This is a genomic window from Burkholderia sp. AcTa6-5, assembly GCF_017815075.1.
GTDB classification, from domain to species: Bacteria; Pseudomonadota; Gammaproteobacteria; order Burkholderiales; family Burkholderiaceae; genus Burkholderia; species Burkholderia sola.
On record NZ_JAGIQE010000009.1, the window covers coordinates 42297 to 61373 of the forward strand.

Sequence of the window (19077 nt, forward strand, 5' to 3'; positions counted from 1 at the left end):
CGTCCGAACGCATGCGCATCGCGGCGATTGTTTCCGTGCGGTCGTCGGCAGTTCGCGCGCGGCCGTGCCGCGCTTCGTGAAATACGCGCGCAGATAGCGCGACGTCGACGACGCCGGTGGCGGAATCGTCACACCGCCGTCACCCGCGCCGCACCCAGATCACTTTCCCGTCGCGAATGCCGAGATTGCGGCGCTCCTCCCGGTAATCCATCGTGCCCGGCAACGACTTGCCGTCGCGCTCGAGCACGCGCCACAGGCAGCCGTCGAGCAGCGCGCTCGCATCGGCCTCGTTCTTGCCGACCAGCGCTTCGTCCGGCGCGGCGTCCGCCTTGCATGCCTGCGCGGCGCCCGGCTGCAACGGGGCCCTGGCCGCGCCACCGGCGGTGGCGTTGCGGTGCTTCGTGTCCATGTCCGCACATCCAGTAAAGGTTGCGCCCGCAACGAGTGCAACGAGCATCGCGATCGTGTTCTTCATCGGTTTCTCCGTGTCGTGGCCCGGCGGTCGATGTGCGGCATTCGTGCACGACCGGGCATCGCATGCGTGATCGGTTCCGCACGCTGCCGGCCGTTTCCTGCCGGAGCCGGCCCGCGCATGGCGGCCTTTTGCGACCCGGCCGAGCCGCGTCGGCGCCGCCGCGTCGGAGGCCGGCCTGACGCCGAACCCGCCCGCATGTTACCGCACGCGGTTCGCGGCGACGGCGCGACGCCGACGCATCGTGTGCGCGCCGCGCGCGCCGGCCCGCGTCGGCAATCCGCTCAGAACTTGTACGTCACGCCCGCGATGCCGTAGTAGTTGCTGCGCGACTGCACGATCGGGCTGTCGCCCGCGCGGCCGAGCAGCCGCGTCACGCCACCGGTCGCGAGCACCGACCAATGCCGCGACAGCGTCCAGTTCCATGCAACCGCCATCGACGCATTGTCGATCCCGCCGCTCGCCGAATACGGCCGGAACCGGCTGGTCATCGACTGTGCATCGGTCACGCCGTAGAAGGTCTGCATGTAGCGGCCCGAACCCGCGTGCACGGTGCCCGTCACGATGATCTCGTGCTGCGACGTCTTGAGCACCGGCACCGCGAGATCCACGTGCCCCGACACGCCGCGCGACGTATGCGTCACCGGCGTATCGATCGTGACGCTCAGCTCCGCCGTGTCGAAGAACGTCACGCCGGCGCGCACGCCGACGAGCACCGAGCCCGGAATCCGGCCCATGCCTTTCAGGTAGTCGGAGCCCGGCAGGTCGAAGCGGTTCTCGTCCGCGCGGCCCGCGTCGTAGTTCACCGCCGCCGACACGAACGCCCCATGCGGCAGGTCCAGCCGGTAGCCCGCGCCCTGCGTGCTGTCGACGAAGAAGCCATTGCCGAACGTGGCGGAAAACGACGGCGCAACGACGCCGCGATACTGTTTGCTGCCCGGGTAGCGCGGTGCGACGCCGCCGCCGAGCGACAACGAATACTGGTTTTCCGCGTGGGCGGCGGCGGCGAGGGTCAGGCCGGCGAGCGGCATGCAATAGCGGTAGCGGCGAAGGGATGGGCGCACAATATTGAGATATGAGTGACGAAGCCCGCAGTCTAGGTGCCGCCCCGCACCGAGACTGTCCTGAATGTGCGGCAAATGTGTGCCCAATTGTGTTCGATTGTTCGCGATTGTCGCCCCGCTGCCCCGGCGGTCGATCCGCCGGATAGAATTCGCGTGCCGCGCCGCGCATCGGTCTGCCGGGTGCGAGATGGCGCGTGCGTCCGAGGAGACCATGAACGAAGTTCCACTCAAATACCGCGTGCTGCTGATCGAGGACGACGACCGCCTCGCGCAGCTCGTGCGCGAATACCTCGACGGCTATGAATTCGCGGTGACGGTCGTGCGGCGCGGCGACCTTGCCGTCGCGGCAGTGCGCGAGCACCAGCCGGCCCTCGTGATACTCGATCTGATGCTGCCGAATCTCGACGGCATGGAGGTTTGCCGGCGCATCCGCGCGTTCACCAACGTCCCCGTGCTGATCCTGACCGCGCGGGCGGACGTGTACGACCAGGTCGCCGGGCTCGAGACGGGCGCCGACGATTACGTCACCAAGCCGATCGAGCCGCGCGTGCTCGTCGCGCGCGCCCGCGCGCTGTTGCGCCGCGCGCAGCCGGCCGCGGCGGAAGCGCCCGCGGCCGCGCCCGACGCGCTCGTATTCGGCGAGCTCGCCATTTCGCCGCCGAACCGCACCGTCACGTGGCGCGGCGAGCCGGTCGAACTGAAAACCGCCGAATTCAATCTGCTGCTGATCCTCGCGCGCGCGGCCGGCACCGTGCTGAGCCGCGACGACATCCTGAAGCAGTTGCGCGGGATCGAATTCGACGGACTCGACCGCTCGGTCGATTCGGGCATCTCGAAGCTGCGCCGCCGCTTCGAGGATGCGTCATCGGAGCCGCACAAGATCAAGACGATCTGGGGTCGCGGCTACCTCTTCAGCCCTTCTGCGTGGGACGAATAAATGCTGCGCCCGTTGCTTCGGTTGTACCTCGTCGTGATCCTGTGCGTCGGCGCGTCGATCATGTTCATCCAGCTGTCGTTCGACCGGATCTTCTACGAGCGCGGCGCGCAGGCGCAACGCGACTCGCTGACGACCTATTCGTTCGTGCTGAACGACTACCTCGAACGCCATCCTGGCGCGCAGCGCGAGCTCGCCTTGCGCGAATTGGCGCTGCACGGCCGCGAAGGGTTCGGCTTCATGTCGGTGGCCGACGCGCGTGCGCAATTGAGCGGCGCGCCGCTGCGCGACCTCGATGCCGGCAAAATCGCGATCAGCTATAACGGCAAGGATTACTACATGCCGCTCGCGGACGGATCGGTGCTGCATGCGCGCCCGATCGAGGCGCCGGATCTCGACATCCGCATCTATGCGTACATGCTGCTCGCGCTCGCGACGCTGTTCGCGGTGGTGCTGTGGATTCACTATCACTGGCGCGACATTCGCCGGCTGCAGGACGCCGCGCGCGCGTTCGGCGCCGGGATGCTGTCGACACGCGTGAAGGTGTCGGGCAAGTCGAACATCTACGAGCTGTCGCAGCAGTTCAACGACATGGCCGCACGCATCGAGGCGTCGATCAAGCAGCAGCGCGAAATGATGCACGGCATCTCGCATGAACTGAAAACGCCGCTCGCCCGGCTGGAGTTCGGGCTCGCGCTGCTCGCCGACGCCGACGAAACGGGCCGGATGCGCGAGCGCCGCGACGCGCTGCGGCGCGACGTGCGCGAACTCGACGAGCTCGTCACCGAGCTGCTGACGATCGGCCGGCTCGAACAGGGGGCAAGCGAGCTCGCGCCGATGGAGGTCGTCGTCGACGCGCTGATCGACAGCGTCGCCGGCAACGTCGCGGACGACATCGCCGATCGCGGCATCGCGCTCGACGTGTCGACGCTCGACGCGCCCGCGGCCCACGTCTGCGATCCGAAGCTCGTCGCCCGCGCGCTGCTGAACCTGATCCGCAACGGCGCGCGCTATGCGTCGCGCAAGGTCGTGCTGGCCGCCGCCCGCGACCGCTCCGGCGCGCTCGTGCTGAGCGTCGATGACGATGGCCCCGGCATTCCGCCCGCCGAGCGCGCCCGCGTGTTCGAGCCGTTCCAGCGACTCGACTCGAGCCGCGACCGGCAGACCGGCGGCTTCGGGCTCGGGCTCGCGATCGTGCGGCGCGTCGCGCAGGTGCACGGCGGCGACGTGCGGCTCGAGGATTCGCCGCTCGGCGGCGCGCGCTTCGTGATCACGCTGCCCGTGCGCGCGCTGCCGGACAGTCTCTTCGACGTCGCGCAGCACGTCGCGAACCGGCACGCCGATACGCGCCGCCGCAGCGGCATGACTAGCGTCGTCCCGCTTTGATGAAACGGGCGGCGGGCCCCGCCCGCCGTCGCCGGCCGCGCGTCGTCAGCGCCGGCGCAGCAGCGCGACGAAGAACAGGCTGCCGAACAGCGCGGTCACGATGCCGATCGGCAGATCCTCCGGCGCCGCGAGCGTGCGCGCGGCGACATCGGCCCACACGAGCAGGATCGCGCCCGTCAGCGCGGCGACCGGCAGCAGCCGGCCGTGCTCGGCGCCGACCACGCGACGGCACAGATGCGGCGTCACGAGCCCGACGAAGCCGATCGCGCCGCTGACCGCGACCATCGCGCCCGTCGCGAACGACGCGACGACGAACACCTCGCGTCGCATCCGCGCGCTCGGCACGCCGAGCGACGCGGCGGCGACGTCGCCCGACATCAGCGCATTCAGTTCGCGCCGGCGCGCATGGAGCGCGCAGCCGGCAAGCACCGCGCACACGGCCGGCACCGGCAGCAGATCCCAGCGCGCGAGCCCGACGCCGCCGAGCATCCAGAACAGCACCGACGACGCGGCGCGCTGATCGCCGAGATACAGCAGCAGATTGCCGAACGCGGCCATCATGAACGACACCGACACGCCCGCGAGCAGCAGCCGGTCCGATTCGAGCCGGCCGCTCCGGTAAGCGAGCGCGACCACGCATGCGGTCGCCGCAAGCGCGCCCGCGAACGCGGCGGCCGACAGCGTGAACGGGCCGAACGCGGCGCCGGCCACCACCGTGACCGCGATCGCGCCGAGCATCGCGCCCGCGCTCACGCCGAGCAGGTGCGGATCGGCCAGGCGGTTCGCGGTCGCCGCCTGCAATGCGACGCCGACCGCCGCCAGCGTCGCGCCGACGATCGCGGCCAGCAGCGCACGCGGCATCCGGATCAGCCATACGATGCTGTCGTCGCCGGCGGCCGCCGCGAACGCATCGCCGCCGCCGACCGCCGACGCGACGTGCGTGGCGACGATCCGCACCGCGGCCGGCATCGCGATCGGCGCGGGGCCGAACGCGGCCGATGCGACGATCGACACGATCAGCAGCACGGCCAGTCCCGGCAGCACCACGCGCATACCGGGCCGCGCCGCCTGCCCGCGCACGCTCATCGTGCCGCTGCCGCGAATGCGGCCGGATACAGCGCGCGGGCGAGCGTCTCGACGGCCGCGACGTTCTCGGGCCCCGGCGTCGCCGCATCGTACGGAATCGCGACGAAGCGCCGGTCGCGGATCGCGGCCACGCGCGCGAGCGCCGGCTGGCTCGACAGGAACTGCCGCTTCTGCGCGGCCGTGACCGCCGAATAGTCGACGATCACGATCACCTGAGGATCGCGCGCGACCACGCTTTCCCAGCTCACCTGCGTCCAGCTGCGCGGCAGATCGTCCATCACGTTGCGCGCGCCCGCCGCCGCGAGCAGCGCGGTCGGCATCGCGAGGCCGCCCGCCGTCATCGGCTTGTCGGTGCCGCTGTCGTACACGAACACGCGCAGCGGCGCCGGCCGCCCGATCGCGCGCGACACCGCCGCCAGCCGCGCGCGCATCCCGGCGACGACCTGCGCGGCGCGCGCATCGACGCCGAAGATCCGGCCGAGATTGGTCAGGTCGCGGAACACGTCGTCGAACGACGCGGCCGACTGCTTCATCACGTGCGAACACGATTCGGTCAGTTCGTAGGTGCGGATACCGAACGGTGCGAGCGTCGCCGGCGTCACCGGCCCGCCGACGTGCATCCCGTAGTTCCAGCCCGCGAGATAGAAGTCGGCGCGCGCGGCGGCCAGCACTTCCAGCGACGGATACTGGCTCGCCAGTTCGGGCACGCCGCGCAATGCGTCGCGCACGCGCGCGGTGCCCGTCTTCCAGCCGCCGATGCCCGTATAGCCGACGAGCCGGTCTTTCAGGCCGAGCGCGAGCATCATCTCGGTGAGGTTCACGTCGTTGCTGACCGCGCGCGTCGGCGCGCGTTCGAACGTCACGTCGCGATCGCAACTGCGCACGGTGACGGGATAGGCGAGCGCGTGAACGGCCGCGCCGCCGAGCACGGCGGCGGCGACCAGGCGGCGGACGACGGAGGACAGATCAGCAAATGGCATGGCGGTCATTCCGGATGAAGCGGCGTGATGCGCGGGCGGCCCGTGACGGGATGGCGATCGACGAGCGCGGCGACGCCGAACACGTCGCGCAGCAGCGCTTCGGTCAGCACGTCGTCCGGGGCGCCGGACGCGACGACGCGGCCGTGCGCGAGCACATGAAGCCGGTCGCAATATGCGGCCGCGAGATTGAGATCGTGAATCGTCGCGAGCGTCGCGATGCCGAGGCGGCGCACGCGCGCGAGCAGTTCGAGCTGGTGACGCAGGTCGAGATGGTTGGTCGGTTCGTCGAGCAGCAACAGTTCGGGCTGTTGCGCGAGCGCACGCGCCAGCAAAGCACGCTGTTTCTCGCCGCCCGACAGCGATGCGAAGCGCTGGGCGCGACGCTCGACGAGGCCGACATCGTGCAGCGCGGCTTCGACGATCCGGCGATCGTCGGCCGACTCCGCATCGAACGGCCGCTTGTGCGGCGTGCGGCCCATGCCGACCAGTTCGTCGACGGTCAGCCCGAAATCGTCAGGCGTTTCCTGCTGCAGCACCGCGATGCGCTGCGCGACCGCGCGCGGCCGCATCCGCCACACGTCCTGCGCATCGAGCGCGACGCGGCCGGCGTCGGGCCGCGCGTAGCGGAACACGCAGCGCAGCAGGCTCGTCTTGCCGCTGCCGTTCGGGCCGACCAGCCCGACGAATTCGCCTTCGGCCACCGTCAGCGTCACCGAATCGAGCACGTCCACCGCGCCGCCGGGAGACCAGCTCACGCGTTCGATGTCGAGCATGTGGGTGATGGAGCGCACTTCGTCTCGCCCTAGAAGCGCATCGTCGCGACGAGCTCCGCCGAGCGCGACGGGCCGAGCAGCCATTGTTCGCCGCCGTTCGACGTCGTCACCGCGTACGTGCGGTTCGCGAGATTGCGCAGATACAGCGCGAGCTCGGTGCGCGACGTCGGCTGCCAGCGCAGCGACGCATCGAACACCGTGTACGACGGCACCTGCACGCGATTCGCGTCGTCGCCGTACGTCGCGCCGACGTAGCGCACGCCCGCATTCGCGTGCCAGCGCTCGGCGAACGCCCAGCCGAGCCACAGGTTTGCCGTCTGTTGCGGCACGCCGGACGGCACGTTGCCGGCCCGCGACACCGTCGCGCCGCCGACCGTCTGGTTGAAGGCGTCGTAGCGTGCGCGCAGCAGCGCGACGTTCGCATCGATCGTCCAACCGTGCGGCAGCCGCGCGCCGCCGGTCAGCTCGACGCCGCGCGACGACTGCCGGCCGACCTGCTGGCGCAGCGCCGGATTGAACGGGTCGGTGCTGAGCAGGTTGCGCTTCGTGATGTCGTACACCGCGAACGTCCAGTACGCGCGACCGTCGAGCAGCGTCTGCTTGAGCCCGGCTTCCCACTGTTCGCCGGTCGCGAGCCGGTAGCCCGCCTGCGACGCGGACAGCGTCACGAGCGAGCCGACGCCCTCCGCGCCCGTCGTGTACTGCGCATACGCGCTGAACGTCGGCGCGACGTCGAACACGAAACCGGTGCGCCAGCCGACGTTCGCGAACCGCTTGTCGAAGCCCGCGCCGGTCGCCGCCTGCTCGCGGCTGAACGCGATGTGGTCGTAGCGCAGGCCGCTCACCCACGCGAGCCGCGGCAGCACGTCGAGCCGGTTCTCCGCGAATGCCGCCACCTGCCGCGCGCGCGTGCTGAACTGCGGCACGGTCGGGTCGGGGCTCGTGAACATACCGGGATCGAAGCCGTGCGCCGGTACCGTCGTTTCGCCGCCGTACGGCGAATTGTTGATGCCGCTGAACGTGATCCGGCTGAATTCCGTGCCGACGACGAAACGGTTCGCGCGACCGAACAGCATCCCGTCGATGCGCGCGCTCAGCCGATCGCCGATCTGCCGCTGATGGTGGCCGATGTCGAGATAGTCGCCGCGCGTGACACGCCCCGTCGCCGCGTCGAGCGCATACGATTCCGCGTTGCGCCAGTGGCGGTTCGACGTCAGGTAGTAGAGCTGATTGTCGATCGTCACGCCGGACGCGGGCCGGTAGCGCGCCGACAGGCGCGTCCACTGGTCGTAGTACGAAATCGTCGCGTCGCCGACCGTGTAGTTCAGCTTGCGCAGCGACGAATCGAGCACGCCGTTCGGCGCGGGCACGCCATAGTACGTCGCGGGCATCTGGCGCCCGTAGTCGTAGTCGAGCGTCAGCGTGAGTCGTGGGCTCACGTCGAATGTCAGCGCGCCGCCGATGGCCGTCGTATGCGTATCGGCCCGCTCGGCGAGACCGTTCGCGCGCGCATCGCTCGCATAAAAACGGTACGACAGCCGCGGGCCGAGCGCGCCCGTCGTATCGAACGCGAAGCGCTTCGCGCCGTCGGGGCCGATGCCGGCCTGCAGCGTCGTCTCGCGCGTGCGCTGCGGCCGCTTCGGCACCACGTTTACGACCCCGCCGATCGCCCCTTCGCCGTACAACACCGATGCCGGGCCGCGCAACACCTCGATGCGCTCGACCGACCACGTGTCGAACGGAAACGTGCTCGTGCCGGCCGCCGGCATCAGCCGCACGCCGTCGAGCAGCGTCATCACCGATTCCTGCCCGCTGAAGCCGCGCACGCTCAACGCGGTGCCGCCGGTGCCCGGCGCGATCGCGCTCGCGAAGCCGGCGGTGCGCGTGACCGCATCGAGCACCGTGCGATCGCCGCGTGCGTCTATCGTATCGGCCGTGACGGCTTCGACGCTCGCGGGCGTGTCGAGGCTCGCGAGCCCGAGCCGCGAGCCGGTTTCGAGCGGTTGCGTCAGCGGGTCGGTCGGTGCGGACGAAGCCGTGACGTTGATCGCCGGCAGCGCGTGCCGGTCGTCCGGTGACGATGCAACGGCTTCGGCGGCCAGCGCGCCGGTGGTCGCGATCGCGCAGCCGACCAGGGTCGTGCAACTGCGTGCCGCGCGCGTGCGCCAGGCGCTCGCGTGCCGGCGCGGCGCGGCATGGCGCCGCTCCCCGCGCGCCGGGGTGGGTCCGATTCTCGTCACGTCGTATCGATCTTCGTTGAATGTCGTCGCACGCGAGCGGCCCGGGCAGCCGGCCGACCGGCGACGAAAACGTCAGATGATACAATATATCAACTTGGTCCGTCAGGATTTTGACAGCTTGCGTTGCCGCGCGCCTCGTCAACGCTGCGCACCCCCTCGCGCGCGGGGCCCCGCAACGCGGCCGCAAGCCGGTTGCACGCTAGCCGCCACCGCGCTCAACCGCCGGTCTTGAACGCCGGCAACTGCTGCCCGAGCCGCGCGCCCATTTCCGCGCCGAGCGCCTGCAGCGCATTGAACGGCCGGATCATCACCTCGAACTCGACGATTCGCCCGTCGTCGTCGAAGCGGATCATGTCGATCCCCTTCAGCGCCTTGTCGCCGATGGTCGCGCCGAATTCCAGCACGACGCTCTTGCCGTCGTCGGCCGCGAACTGGCGGTGATACGTGAAATTCTCGAGGATCGTGATCACCGTGCGCAGCGCCATCAGCAGCGCGGGCGCCGGCCCGTACGACTTGAACGCCATCGGCGAGCGGAACACGGCGTCCGGATGGACGATCGATTCCAGCGCGCCGAAATCCTTGCGTTCGACCATCGCATGCCATGCGTCGAGCGATTTCGCGACGGCGGGATGAAGATGCAGCGGGGAATGTGTCATCGAAGTCTCCAGCATCGTGGTGGGACGGAACAGAAACGAATCGGTATCAAAGGGTCGCGGCCAGCGTCGTGCCCTGGTGAATCGCGCGCTTCGCATCGAGTTCGGCGGCCTCGTCCGCGCCGCCGATCAGGTGCACGCGGCATCCGGCGGCCTGCAGTTGCTCCGCCAGCTCGCGCGACGGCTCCTGCCCCGCGCAGATCACCACGTTGTCCACCGGCAACGTCCGGTCGACGCCGTCGATCGTCACGTGGAAGCCGTCGTCGTCGATGCGCCGGTACGTGACCGACGACGACATCCCGACGCCGCGCGCCTTCAGCGCGGTACGGTGTATCCATCCGGTGGTCTTGCCGAGCCCGTCGCCCACCTTCGAGGCCTTGCGCTGCAGCAGATGCACGTGCCGCGCCGCCGGTTCGGGCCGCGCTTGGCCCAGGCCGCCGGCATTCGCATACGACCGGTCGACGCCCCATTCGCTGAAGAACCGGTCCGCATCGACACGCTCGGCGCCGTCGCGATGAACGAGATACTCGGCGACGTCGAAGCCGATGCCGCCCGCGCCGACGATCGCGACGTTGCGACCGACCGCCTTGTCGTCGCGCAGCACGTCGAGATAGCCGAGCGCCTTCGGATGCCCGATGCCGTCGATCGGCGGCGTGCGCGGCACGATGCCCGTCGCGATCACCACTTCATCGAATGCTTCCTGCAACAGCATCTCGGCGGTCGCACGCGTATTGACGTGCAGCGCGATGCCGCGCAATTCGATCTGCCGGCGGAAATAGCGCAGCGTCTCGTTGAACTCGTCCTTGCCGGGCACCTTCTTCGCGATATTGAACTGGCCGCCGATCTCGGCGCCGGCTTCGTATAGCGTGACCGCATGACCGCGCTCGGCCGCCGTGACCGCGAAGCCGAGGCCCGCCGGCCCGGCGCCGACCACCGCGATCCGCTTGCGGCGCGGCGCCGGCTGGATCACGAGTTCGGTTTCATGACACGCACGCGGATTCACGAGGCACGACGTGATCCGGCCGCTGAACGTATGGTCGAGGCATGCCTGGTTGCAGCCGATGCACGTGTTGATTTCGTCCGCGCGCCCTTCCCGCGCCTTGCGGACGAACTCGGCATCGGCGAGGAACGGCCGCGCCATCGACACCATGTCGCAATAGCCGTCGGCGAGCAGTTGCTCGGCGACTTCCGGCGTATTGATCCGGTTCGTCGCGACGAGCGGGATGCCGACCTTGCCCATCAGTTCCCGCGTCACCCACGCGTATGCTGCGCGCGGCACCTTGGTCGCGATGGTCGGAATGCGCGCCTCGTGCCAGCCGATGCCGGTATTGAGGATCGTCGCGCCGGCCGCCTCGATCGCCTGCGCGAGCCGGATCACCTCGTCGAGCGTCGAGCCGCCTTCGACGAGATCGAGCATCGACAGCCGGTAGATGACGATGAAGTTCGCGCCGACACGCTCGCGCACGCGCCGCACGATCTCGACCGCGAAGCGAATGCGGTTGTCGTACGCGCCGCCCCACGCATCGTCGCGATGGTTCGTGCGCGCGGCGATGAATTCGTTGATCAGGTAGCCCTCGGACCCCATGATCTCGACGCCGTCGTAGCCCGCATGCTGCGCGAGCGCCGCGCATCGCACGAAATCGGCGATCGTCTCGTCGACCTCGTCGCTCGTCAACGCATGTGGCGTGAACCGGTTGATCGGCGCCCGCAGCGCGCTGGGCGCCGCGAGCGCCGGGTGATACGCGTAGCGCCCGAAATGCAGGATCTGCAACGCGATCCTGCCGCCTTCCGCGTGCACCGCACGCGTCACGACGCGGTGACGTTCGGCTTCCGCTTCGGTCGTCAGCATCGCGCCGCCCGGCGCCGGACGGCCGCGCTCGTTCGGCGCGAATCCGCCCGTGACGATCAGGCCGGCCTCGCCCCGTGCGCGCTCCGCATAGAACGCGGCCATCCGCTCGAAGCCGTTCGGCGCTTCCTCGAGGCCGACGTGCATCGAGCCCATCAACACGCGGTTCCTGAGCGACGTGAAGCCGAGTTCGAGCGGGGTCGTCAAATGCGGATAACGGGAGGTCATCGGGGCGTCTCCATCTTTTATGCAACAAATTGCACGGATGGTAGCGCGTCGACTTCGTTTGTGCAACATGTTGCATAAACATACCCACGCCGTTTGTGCTGCGGCCCCGATATGGCAAGATTCGGTTCATTGCGCAGCCTTCCTCGATCCGACATGTCCCTGCCTCACGCGCTTCTCACCGCCCTCGCCGAACGCCCTGGTTCGGGGTCCGAGCTCGCCGACCGTTTCGATCGCTCGATCGGCTATTTCTGGCAGGCGACGCATCAGCAGATCTATCGCGAACTCGGGCGTCTCGAGGAAATGGGTTGGGTCGAATCGCTGCCCGCCGAGTCCGGCCGCGGCCGCAAGCGCGCGTACCGGATCCTGCCGGCCGGCAAGAAGGAATTGCGCCGCTGGATCGCCGAACCGGAAGATCCGACGCCGCTGCGCGAGGCGTTGATGGTGCGCCTGCGCGCGGAAGCCGTGCTCGGGCCGGCCGGCCTCGAGCACGAGATCCGGCGGCGCATCGCGCTGCATCAGGAAAAGCTGGACTTGTATTTGCAGATCGAGGCGCGTGATTTTTTGGCGGACGGCGATTCGGCGGACGGCGATTCACGCACGAAGCGCCTGCAGCATCTGGTGCTGCAGGCCGGGATCGCAAACGAACGGTTCTGGGTTGAGTTTTCGCAGCACGCGCTCGACACGCTGCGTTTGCCGAAGGATTGAAGCCGCTGGCGAAGGCCGGCCGGCGGTCGTTTCACCGCCGCTCGGCCTCGTGCGCCCGACTACGTAATCGCGACGCCTTTACAGCAGGTCGCACCGCGCCCGCTTTCGTGAAGCACAGGCCGCGCAGCCTGCGTTGAATCGCCGCGCGGCGAACCCGGATCACGCATCCGGCAAAATCACCACCTTGCCCTTCACCTGCCGGTTCGCCATCCGCGCGATCGCATCGGCCGCGCCGTCCAGCGACACGCGTTCGGTGATCGTGGGCCGCACCTTGCCGGCCGCGAACCATTCGGCGAGCAGCCGCATGTTCGCCGCATGCTGCGCCGGATCGCGACGCACCGCATCGCCCCAGAACACGCCGAGAATGTCGCGCTCCTTCAGCAGCGCGAGGTTCAGCGCGAGCTTCGGGATCTCGCCGGCCGCGAAGCCGACCACGAGGAACCGGCCGCGCCATGCGGTCGCACGCAACGCCGCCTCGCTGTATGCGCCGCCCACCGGATCGTAGACGACGTCGGCGCCGCGCCCGCCGGTCAGTTCGTCGACGCGGCGGCGCAGGTCTTCGGTCGCATAGTCGATCGTCTCGTCGGCGCCCGCTTCGCGGCACAGCGCGAGCTTGTCCGCGCTCGACGCCGCCGCGATCACGCGCGCACCGAGCGCTTTCGCGATCTCGATCGCGGCGATGCCGACGCCGCCGGCCGCCCCGAGCACGAGCAGCGTCTCGCCCGCCTGCAGGCGCGCCCGCTGCTGCAACGCATGCAGCGACGTACCGTACGCAAGCACGAGCGCGGCGCCCTGCTCGAACGTCATGCCCGGCGGCAGCGCGGCGAGTTGGTGCGCGTCGGCCACGCACTGCTGCGCGAACCCGCCGTGGCCGGTAAACGCCATCACCGAATCGCCGGGCCGCCACGCGGTGACGCCGTCGCCGACCGCGTCGATCACGCCGGCAAACTCGGCGCCCGGCGAAAACGGCAGCGCCGGTTTCACCTGATACAGCCCCTGGACGATCAGCGCGTCGGGGAAGTTGAGCGACGCCGCCTTCACCTGGATCCGGACTTGCCCGGCAGCCGGTTCTGGAATCGCGACGTCCTCGATGCGCAAACGGTCGATCGGGCCGAATGCGGTACACAACAGGGCTTTCATGCGCTTCTGTCTCCTTGCGCGGCGTGGCCGGGCATCGGTACGGTGTGCGGGACATCTCCCCGTGGCCGGTTCACGACGCATATGCGATGCCCTACGGCATCGGCAACATCGTCAGAACGCGAGATCGCGTCGCGACATCGACAGGCTGATCGTGCTGCCTCCCGAGGTGCCGGCCGTGTCAGCCGAATGAAGGGTTGGGTGGCGCCAAGTGCTGGCAGGAATTTAGCACGGTCGTTCACAAACGACAACGATATACACGCCAGCCAGTATGCGTATCCGGGAAGTGGGCCGGGCCGCACGAGGCGGCCCGGCGCGGGACAGCTATCGCGTCAACCCGCCTGCGGCTTCGAAAGCTGATCCGCAATCGGCAGGCTGCGAATGCGCGTGCCGGTCGCCGCGAAGATCGCGTTGGTCAGCGCCGGCGCGACGGGCGGCAGGCCCGGTTCGCCGACGCCGCCGAGCGGCGTCGCGTAGTCGTCCGGCGCGACGAGATGCACGCGGATGTCGCGCGGCGCCTCGTTCATCCGCAGCACCTGGAAGCCGTTGAAGTTGCTCTGCTCGGGGTGGCCGTCCTTGAACGTGATCTCGCCGTGCAGCGCGATGCCGAGCCCCATCACCACCGCCCCCTCCAGTTGCGAGCGCACTCGCTCCGGATTGATCTGCGGCCCGCAGTCGATCGCGATGTCGACGCGCGGCACCGAGATCCTGCCGTCCGCATCGACCTGCACCTCGCACACCGCCGCCGTGTACGACACGAAGCTGCGATGCGCGGCGATCCCGAGCCCATGCCCCTTCGGCAGCTTGCGCCCCCAGCCGGCCTCGCGCGCGACCGTCTCGACCACGCGCCGCAGCCGGCCCGTATCGACCGGATACAGCGCGGGATCCTCGCCGTAGTTCACGTTTTTCACCGTGATGTGCGGCTCGAAACGCCGCGCGGGCCCGATCAGGTCGAGCAGGAAATCCTTCGGATCGCGGCCGGCCGCATGCGCGAGTTCCGACACGAAGCTCTGGATGCCGAACGCATGCGGAATGTTGTACACCGAGCGAAACCAGCCGATCCGCGTATGCGCTTGCGCGGCCGGATTCTCGATCCGCACGTTCGGGATCGCGAACGGCAGGTCCGCGATGCCTTGCGCGAGCTCGCCCGGCTGCTCGTGCACGACGCCGGCGCGGAACGTCGACTGGATCGACGGCGCGACCGTGCGATGCTGCCACGCGACCACCTTCCCCGCCGCATCGATCCCGCCGTCGAACGCTTCGAGCGACACCGCGTGGAAGTAGTCGTGCGCGATGTCGTCCTCGCGCGTGAACGTCAGCTTCACGGGCGCGCCGACCGCCTTCGACAGCAGCGCGGCTTCCACCACGTAATCGGGCTTCGACTTGCGGCCGAAGCCGCCGCCGAGCAACGTCACGTTGACCGTCACACGCTCGGCCGGCACGCCGAGCGCCTTCGCGATCTCGTCGCGCGTGGTCTGCGGCGCCTGCGTGCAGGTCCACACGTCGCAGCGGCCGTCGGCCACCCGCGCGACGGCCGCGGGCGGCTCCATCGTCGCGTGCGCGAGATGCGGAACGTAGTACGTCGCGCGCACGCGTTTCGCGGCGCCGGCGAGTGCGGCCGCCGCATCGCCGTCGTTGCGGATCACGTCGCCCGGCTGCGCGGCGGCCGCTTCGAGCGTCTTGCGATACGCGGCCGAGTCGTAGCCCGCATGCGGCCCGCGCTTCCAGTCGATCTTCAACTGCGCGCGTGCCTGGATCGCCGTCCACGTATCGCGCGCAATGACGGCCACGCCGCCGAGCGGCTGGAAGCCGGACGGCAGCGGCGTCGACGCCAGTTGTACGACCTTGACGACACCCGGCAGCTTCTCGGCGGCCGACGCATCGAACGACGCGACCGTGTCGCCGTAGGCCGGCGGCCGCGCAACGACCCCATACAGCATGCCGTCGAGGCGCGTATCGATCCCGTACCGCGCGCGGCCGCCGACGATGTCGCGTCCGTCGATCAGCGCCGTCTTGCCCTTGCCGATATAGCGGAATTCGGCCGGCGCCTTCAACGCCACGCTTTTCGTATCGGGCACCGGCAGCGCGGCCGCCTTCCCGGCCAGTTCGCCGAAGCCGAGCTTGCGTCCGGTTTTCGTGTCGACGACCTCGTGCACCGTCACCTTCACCTGGCGCACGTCGACGCCCCACACGGCAGCGGCCGCCTGCGCGAGCATCGTGCGCGCGGCCGCCCCCGCGCGGCGCAGCGCGGCGAAGCTCTGGCGCAGGCTGCGCGAACCGTCGGTGTTCTGGTTGCCGTAGCGCGGCTCGTCGCCGACCGCTTGCGCGACCTTCACGCGCGCCCAGTCCGCGCCCAGTTCGTCGGCGACCACGAGCGCGACGCTCGTGCGTACGCCCTGGCCCATCTCGGAGCGGATGCAGGTCACCGTGACGGTGCCGTCCGGTGCGATCGCAACGAACAGGTTCGGATCGTCGCGCAAGCCATGCGGCATCCCCGCGCCGCCATACTGCGGATTCGCGCTGACGGGCGGCTGCGCCGGCGTGGCCGCCTGCGCGAGCGACGGCACGCCGAACGCGAGCAGCAGCCCGCCCGATGCGAAGCCGAGCAGCAGCGCGCGACGGCTTTCGTTGTCGACGGAGAGTTCGGGCGCGCTCATGCGTCACCTCCGCGGCGCACGGCCAGCCGGATGGCCGCGCGAATGCGCGTATAGGTGCCGCAGCGGCAGATGTTGCCGGACATCGCATCGTCGATGTCGGCATCGGTCGGATGGGGATTCGTCTTCAGCAGCGACGCGGCCTGCATGATCTGCCCGGACTGGCAGTAGCCGCATTGCGCGACGTTCAGTTCCTGCCACGCCTGCTGCAGCGGGTGCGTGAGATCCGTCGACAGCCCCTCGATCGTCGTCACGCGCCTGGACGCCGCCGCCGCGACCGGCGTGATGCACGCGCGGATCGCGACGCCGTCGAGATGCACGGTGCATGCACCGCACAGCGCCATCCCGCAGCCGAACTTGGTGCCGGTGTGGCCGAGCACATCGCGCAGATACCAGAGCAACGGCATGTCGGGATTGCCGTCGAAGTGCTGCTCGCTACCGTTGACGGTCAGCGTGATCATCGTTCACCTCCTGGTTGCGATGCCCGCCGGGCAGGCATCGAGTGGGGATTCGAACGGCGCGGCGCACATTCCGAACGATCAGGCAGGCGTGGCGCCGTTTCGTCGACCGTGTCGCGTGCACGCACGGTCGGGCCGATGCTGCGAACGATGCCGTCGGCCGGTTGCCTGCGCAACCTTTCGCCTTTGCCCGGCCGGCGCTCGTCCGCATGGATCGCCGCCCGCATTATCGAACCATTTCGGATTTGACGTCGGCTCGCGGCGATTCGGGCGTTTCAGGCAAGCGGGGAGAACGCACGGCCGGGGATGGCGCGTGTCATCGACGGGGCTTTAGCGTGCATCGCGAGCGCGCGTTCCGGGTCGCACATAGGCAAACATCCGGCCGACCTCACGGCCGGACCGGATGCTTGATGGTTGCGCCGAACGCGACGCCACGCACTACCGCACGGTCTTCCTCACGGCGAGCGCAACGCCTGCAACCCGAGCGTGAGCGCGTTGAACGGCATCTCCGCGGCGCCCATCGAGAAACTGGTCGTCTTCGTGGGCACGCCGGGCGTACGCATCAGCGCGTGGACGATCCGCTCGCTCGCATGGCCGTCGCCGTATGGATTGCTCGCGCGCGACATTTCCTCGTACGCGCTCTCGCTGTCGAACAGCCGCGACGCTTCCCACACGATCCGGTCCTGATCGGTGCCGACGAGCCGCGCGGTGCCGGCCTGAATCGCCTCGGGCCGCTCGGTCGTCTCGCGCGTGACGAGCACCGGCTTGCCGAGCGCCGGCCCTTCTTCCTGAATGCCGCCCGAATCCGTGATGATGAAATGCGCGCGCGACATCAGGAATACGAACGACAGGTATTCCTGCGGCTCGATCAGGTAGATGTTGGGCACGCCGCCGAGCCGCGCGCGCGCCGGCTCCTGCACGTTCGGGTTCAGGTGCAGCGGATAGACGAACTGCGCATCGCGATAGCGGTTCGCCAGCGTGCACAGCGCGTCGCAGAAATGCCGGAACGGTTCCCCGAAACTTTCGCGGCGATGGCCGGTGATCAGCACGACGCGCCGCGACGGTTCGAGAAACGGGAAGTACGCGGCGATCTTGTCCGACAGCGCGGCGGTGCGATCCAGCATGCGCTTGACCTCGTGCAACGCATCGATCACGGTATTGCCGGTCAGCGAGACGCCCCTGCCCGGCACGCCCTCGCTCAGCAGGTTGTCGCGGGCCTGCCCGGTCGGCGCGAAATGCCATGACGACACCGCATCGGTCACGCGGCGATTCAGCTCCTCCGGCCACGGCGACCAGATGTCGCCGCTGCGCAGGCCGGCCTCCACGTGACCGACCGGCAGATAGCGATAGAACGCCGCCAGGCTCACCGCGAGCGTGGTCGTCGTATCGCCGTGGACCAGCACGACGTCCGGCCGAAAATCGTCGAAGACGACCCCGATCGCATGAAGAATGCCGGTCGTCACGTCGGTCAGCGTCTGGCCTTGCCGCATCAGGTTGAGATCGTAGTCGGGCTTGATGTCGAACAGCGTCAGCACCTGATCGAGCATTTGCCGATGCTGCGCGGTCACGCACACGCGGGCGTCGACATCCGTCTGCGCCTTCAGCGCACGCACCAGCGGCGCCATCTTGATGGCCTCCGGCCGAGTCCCGAACACAAGCAAGATCTTCTTCATCGTTATCCTCGTTTAGCCGCTTCGCGCCCGGCGATCCTGCACGCGGCGCGAAGCATGTATTCGGGCGGCGCATCCCGTACGCGCACGCGATCGACCTGCGGCGGTGTGGCGGGGCGAGCGCGCTGCCGCGTCCGCGCGGTCCAGGCCGCGCGAATCGTCGTACTACCGGCGTCCCGTTGCACTGGATCAATCACGTCATGAGTCGTTCCTCGCTGTGTCGAGCGTCACGTCCTCCCACACCAGCAATATTCAAACCAGCCGGCTCGCGTCGCGGCCCGCTTCGCTCCGCGGCCATTGCCCGCGAACGGTGCGTCATGGAATGTTTCACAACTGCTACGGACACCCGCATCGCCGGATCGACGCGGCAACGATAAACAGCCGGACGCTCGCGCGATCCGTCTGACGACGTCGTCCGACGAATCGCGCATGCATGTCGAGCCCTCGTGACGAAGCGAATCGCACGGACCTTTCGACGCGCGTTGCGTCGCCTCGATTCGCCCCTTTCGTCTGTGCAGTGCGCGGCGCGCACGCGAGCGTCGACCGCCGTGGCGCGCGCAGGATTTCGCCCACATCCGACGCCGCGTTGAATCACACGAATCGGGGCGCGGGAAATGTTGCGAATGTGTAACGCGGATTCGAAACTGGCGAATACATCGGAGTCCGGTCCATTCGTCTCATGTGAAAGCAGCGCGCGTAGCGATCGCGGGCCGACGCGTGCATGCCGAACGACACGCGACGGCCAGCCATGCCAAGCCGCACCCGGCCACGCGGCATCGGCAGCTGGGACG

General features: G+C 69.1%; 15 protein-coding genes. 3 read left to right on the top strand and 12 right to left on the bottom strand.

Features of this window, described 5'->3' with window-relative positions:
• Window positions 1-139 precede the first annotated feature (139 nt).
• Both J8I33_RS14190 and J8I33_RS14195 read right to left on the bottom strand, forming a co-directional pair.
• Entirely contained in the window at window positions 140-475 is a 336-nt protein-coding gene (locus J8I33_RS14190) for a hypothetical protein (RefSeq protein WP_050013741.1), read from the bottom strand.
• A gap of 281 nt (window positions 476-756) precedes the next feature.
• Complete coding sequence (locus tag J8I33_RS14195) at window positions 757-1503, bottom strand: MipA/OmpV family protein (RefSeq protein ID WP_209927672.1); 747 nt, start codon at window positions 1501-1503, stop codon at window positions 757-759.
• 244 nt (window positions 1504-1747) lie between these two features.
• Between J8I33_RS14195 and J8I33_RS14200 the strand changes: the two genes are divergently transcribed.
• The gene (locus tag J8I33_RS14200; protein ID WP_089488636.1) at window positions 1748-2473 is read left to right on the top strand and encodes a response regulator; all 726 of its coding nucleotides are present in this window, start codon (window positions 1748-1750) and stop codon (window positions 2471-2473) included.
• Entirely contained in the window at window positions 2474-3856 is a 1383-nt protein-coding gene (locus J8I33_RS14205; RefSeq protein ID WP_209937129.1) for an ATP-binding protein, read from the top strand. It abuts the gene before it with no gap.
• A 45-nt stretch (window positions 3857-3901) separates the two neighbouring features.
• Here J8I33_RS14205 and J8I33_RS14210 read toward each other — a convergent pair whose 3' ends face one another.
• The 6 genes from J8I33_RS14210 to J8I33_RS14235 all read right to left on the bottom strand — a co-directional run bounded on the left by J8I33_RS14210 (window position 3902) and on the right by J8I33_RS14235 (window position 11662).
• Window positions 3902-4942 carry an iron ABC transporter permease gene (locus J8I33_RS14210; protein WP_209937136.1) on the bottom strand — a complete coding sequence of 347 codons (1041 nt, stop codon included), beginning with the start codon at window positions 4940-4942 and terminating at the stop codon, window positions 3902-3904.
• Window positions 4939-5931: an ABC transporter substrate-binding protein gene (locus J8I33_RS14215; RefSeq protein ID WP_209937144.1), complete on the bottom strand. Its 993-nt coding sequence runs from the start codon at window positions 5929-5931 to the stop codon at window positions 4939-4941. Before J8I33_RS14215 ends, J8I33_RS14210 begins: the two co-directional genes overlap by 4 nt.
• Window positions 5928-6704 carry an ABC transporter ATP-binding protein gene (locus J8I33_RS14220; RefSeq protein ID WP_050013788.1) on the bottom strand — a complete coding sequence of 259 codons (777 nt, stop codon included), beginning with the start codon at window positions 6702-6704 and terminating at the stop codon, window positions 5928-5930. Before J8I33_RS14220 ends, J8I33_RS14215 begins: the two co-directional genes overlap by 4 nt.
• A gap of 20 nt (window positions 6705-6724) precedes the next feature.
• A complete protein-coding gene (locus tag J8I33_RS14225) occupies window positions 6725-8815 on the bottom strand; it encodes a TonB-dependent siderophore receptor (protein ID WP_209937523.1) in 2091 nt (696 codons plus the stop codon).
• 335 nt (window positions 8816-9150) lie between these two features.
• Window positions 9151-9591, bottom strand: coding sequence for a nuclear transport factor 2 family protein (locus tag J8I33_RS14230; protein ID WP_050013735.1), 441 nt, complete (start codon window positions 9589-9591; stop codon window positions 9151-9153).
• A 46-nt stretch (window positions 9592-9637) separates the two neighbouring features.
• The gene (locus J8I33_RS14235; protein ID WP_209937151.1) at window positions 9638-11662 is read right to left on the bottom strand and encodes an NADPH-dependent 2,4-dienoyl-CoA reductase; all 2025 of its coding nucleotides are present in this window, start codon (window positions 11660-11662) and stop codon (window positions 9638-9640) included.
• A gap of 153 nt (window positions 11663-11815) precedes the next feature.
• On the opposite strand from J8I33_RS14235, the gene J8I33_RS14240 reads away from it, so the two are divergent.
• Complete coding sequence (locus J8I33_RS14240; RefSeq protein ID WP_179233129.1) at window positions 11816-12367, top strand: PadR family transcriptional regulator; 552 nt, start codon at window positions 11816-11818, stop codon at window positions 12365-12367.
• Window positions 12368-12526: 159 nt separating this feature from the next.
• Here the strand turns inward: J8I33_RS14240 and J8I33_RS14245 are convergent, their stop codons facing one another.
• The 4 genes from J8I33_RS14245 to wecB all read right to left on the bottom strand — a co-directional run bounded on the left by J8I33_RS14245 (window position 12527) and on the right by wecB (window position 18289).
• Window positions 12527-13507 (bottom strand): NADPH:quinone oxidoreductase family protein, encoded by a 981-nt coding sequence (locus J8I33_RS14245; RefSeq protein WP_050013732.1) that lies wholly within the window; start codon window positions 13505-13507, stop codon window positions 12527-12529.
• Between the two features lie 329 nt (window positions 13508-13836).
• On the bottom strand, window positions 13837-16161 hold the full coding sequence (locus J8I33_RS14250) for a xanthine dehydrogenase family protein molybdopterin-binding subunit (RefSeq protein ID WP_209937159.1): 2325 nt from the start codon (window positions 16159-16161) through the stop codon (window positions 13837-13839).
• Window positions 16158-16619, bottom strand: a complete 462-nt coding sequence (locus tag J8I33_RS14255; RefSeq protein ID WP_050013730.1) for a (2Fe-2S)-binding protein — start codon at window positions 16617-16619, stop codon at window positions 16158-16160. Before J8I33_RS14255 ends, J8I33_RS14250 begins: the two co-directional genes overlap by 4 nt.
• Before the next feature lie 452 nt (window positions 16620-17071).
• A complete protein-coding gene (gene wecB / locus J8I33_RS14260; RefSeq protein ID WP_209937166.1) occupies window positions 17072-18289 on the bottom strand; it encodes a UDP-N-acetylglucosamine 2-epimerase (non-hydrolyzing) in 1218 nt (405 codons plus the stop codon).
• Window positions 18290-19077 lie beyond the last annotated feature (788 nt).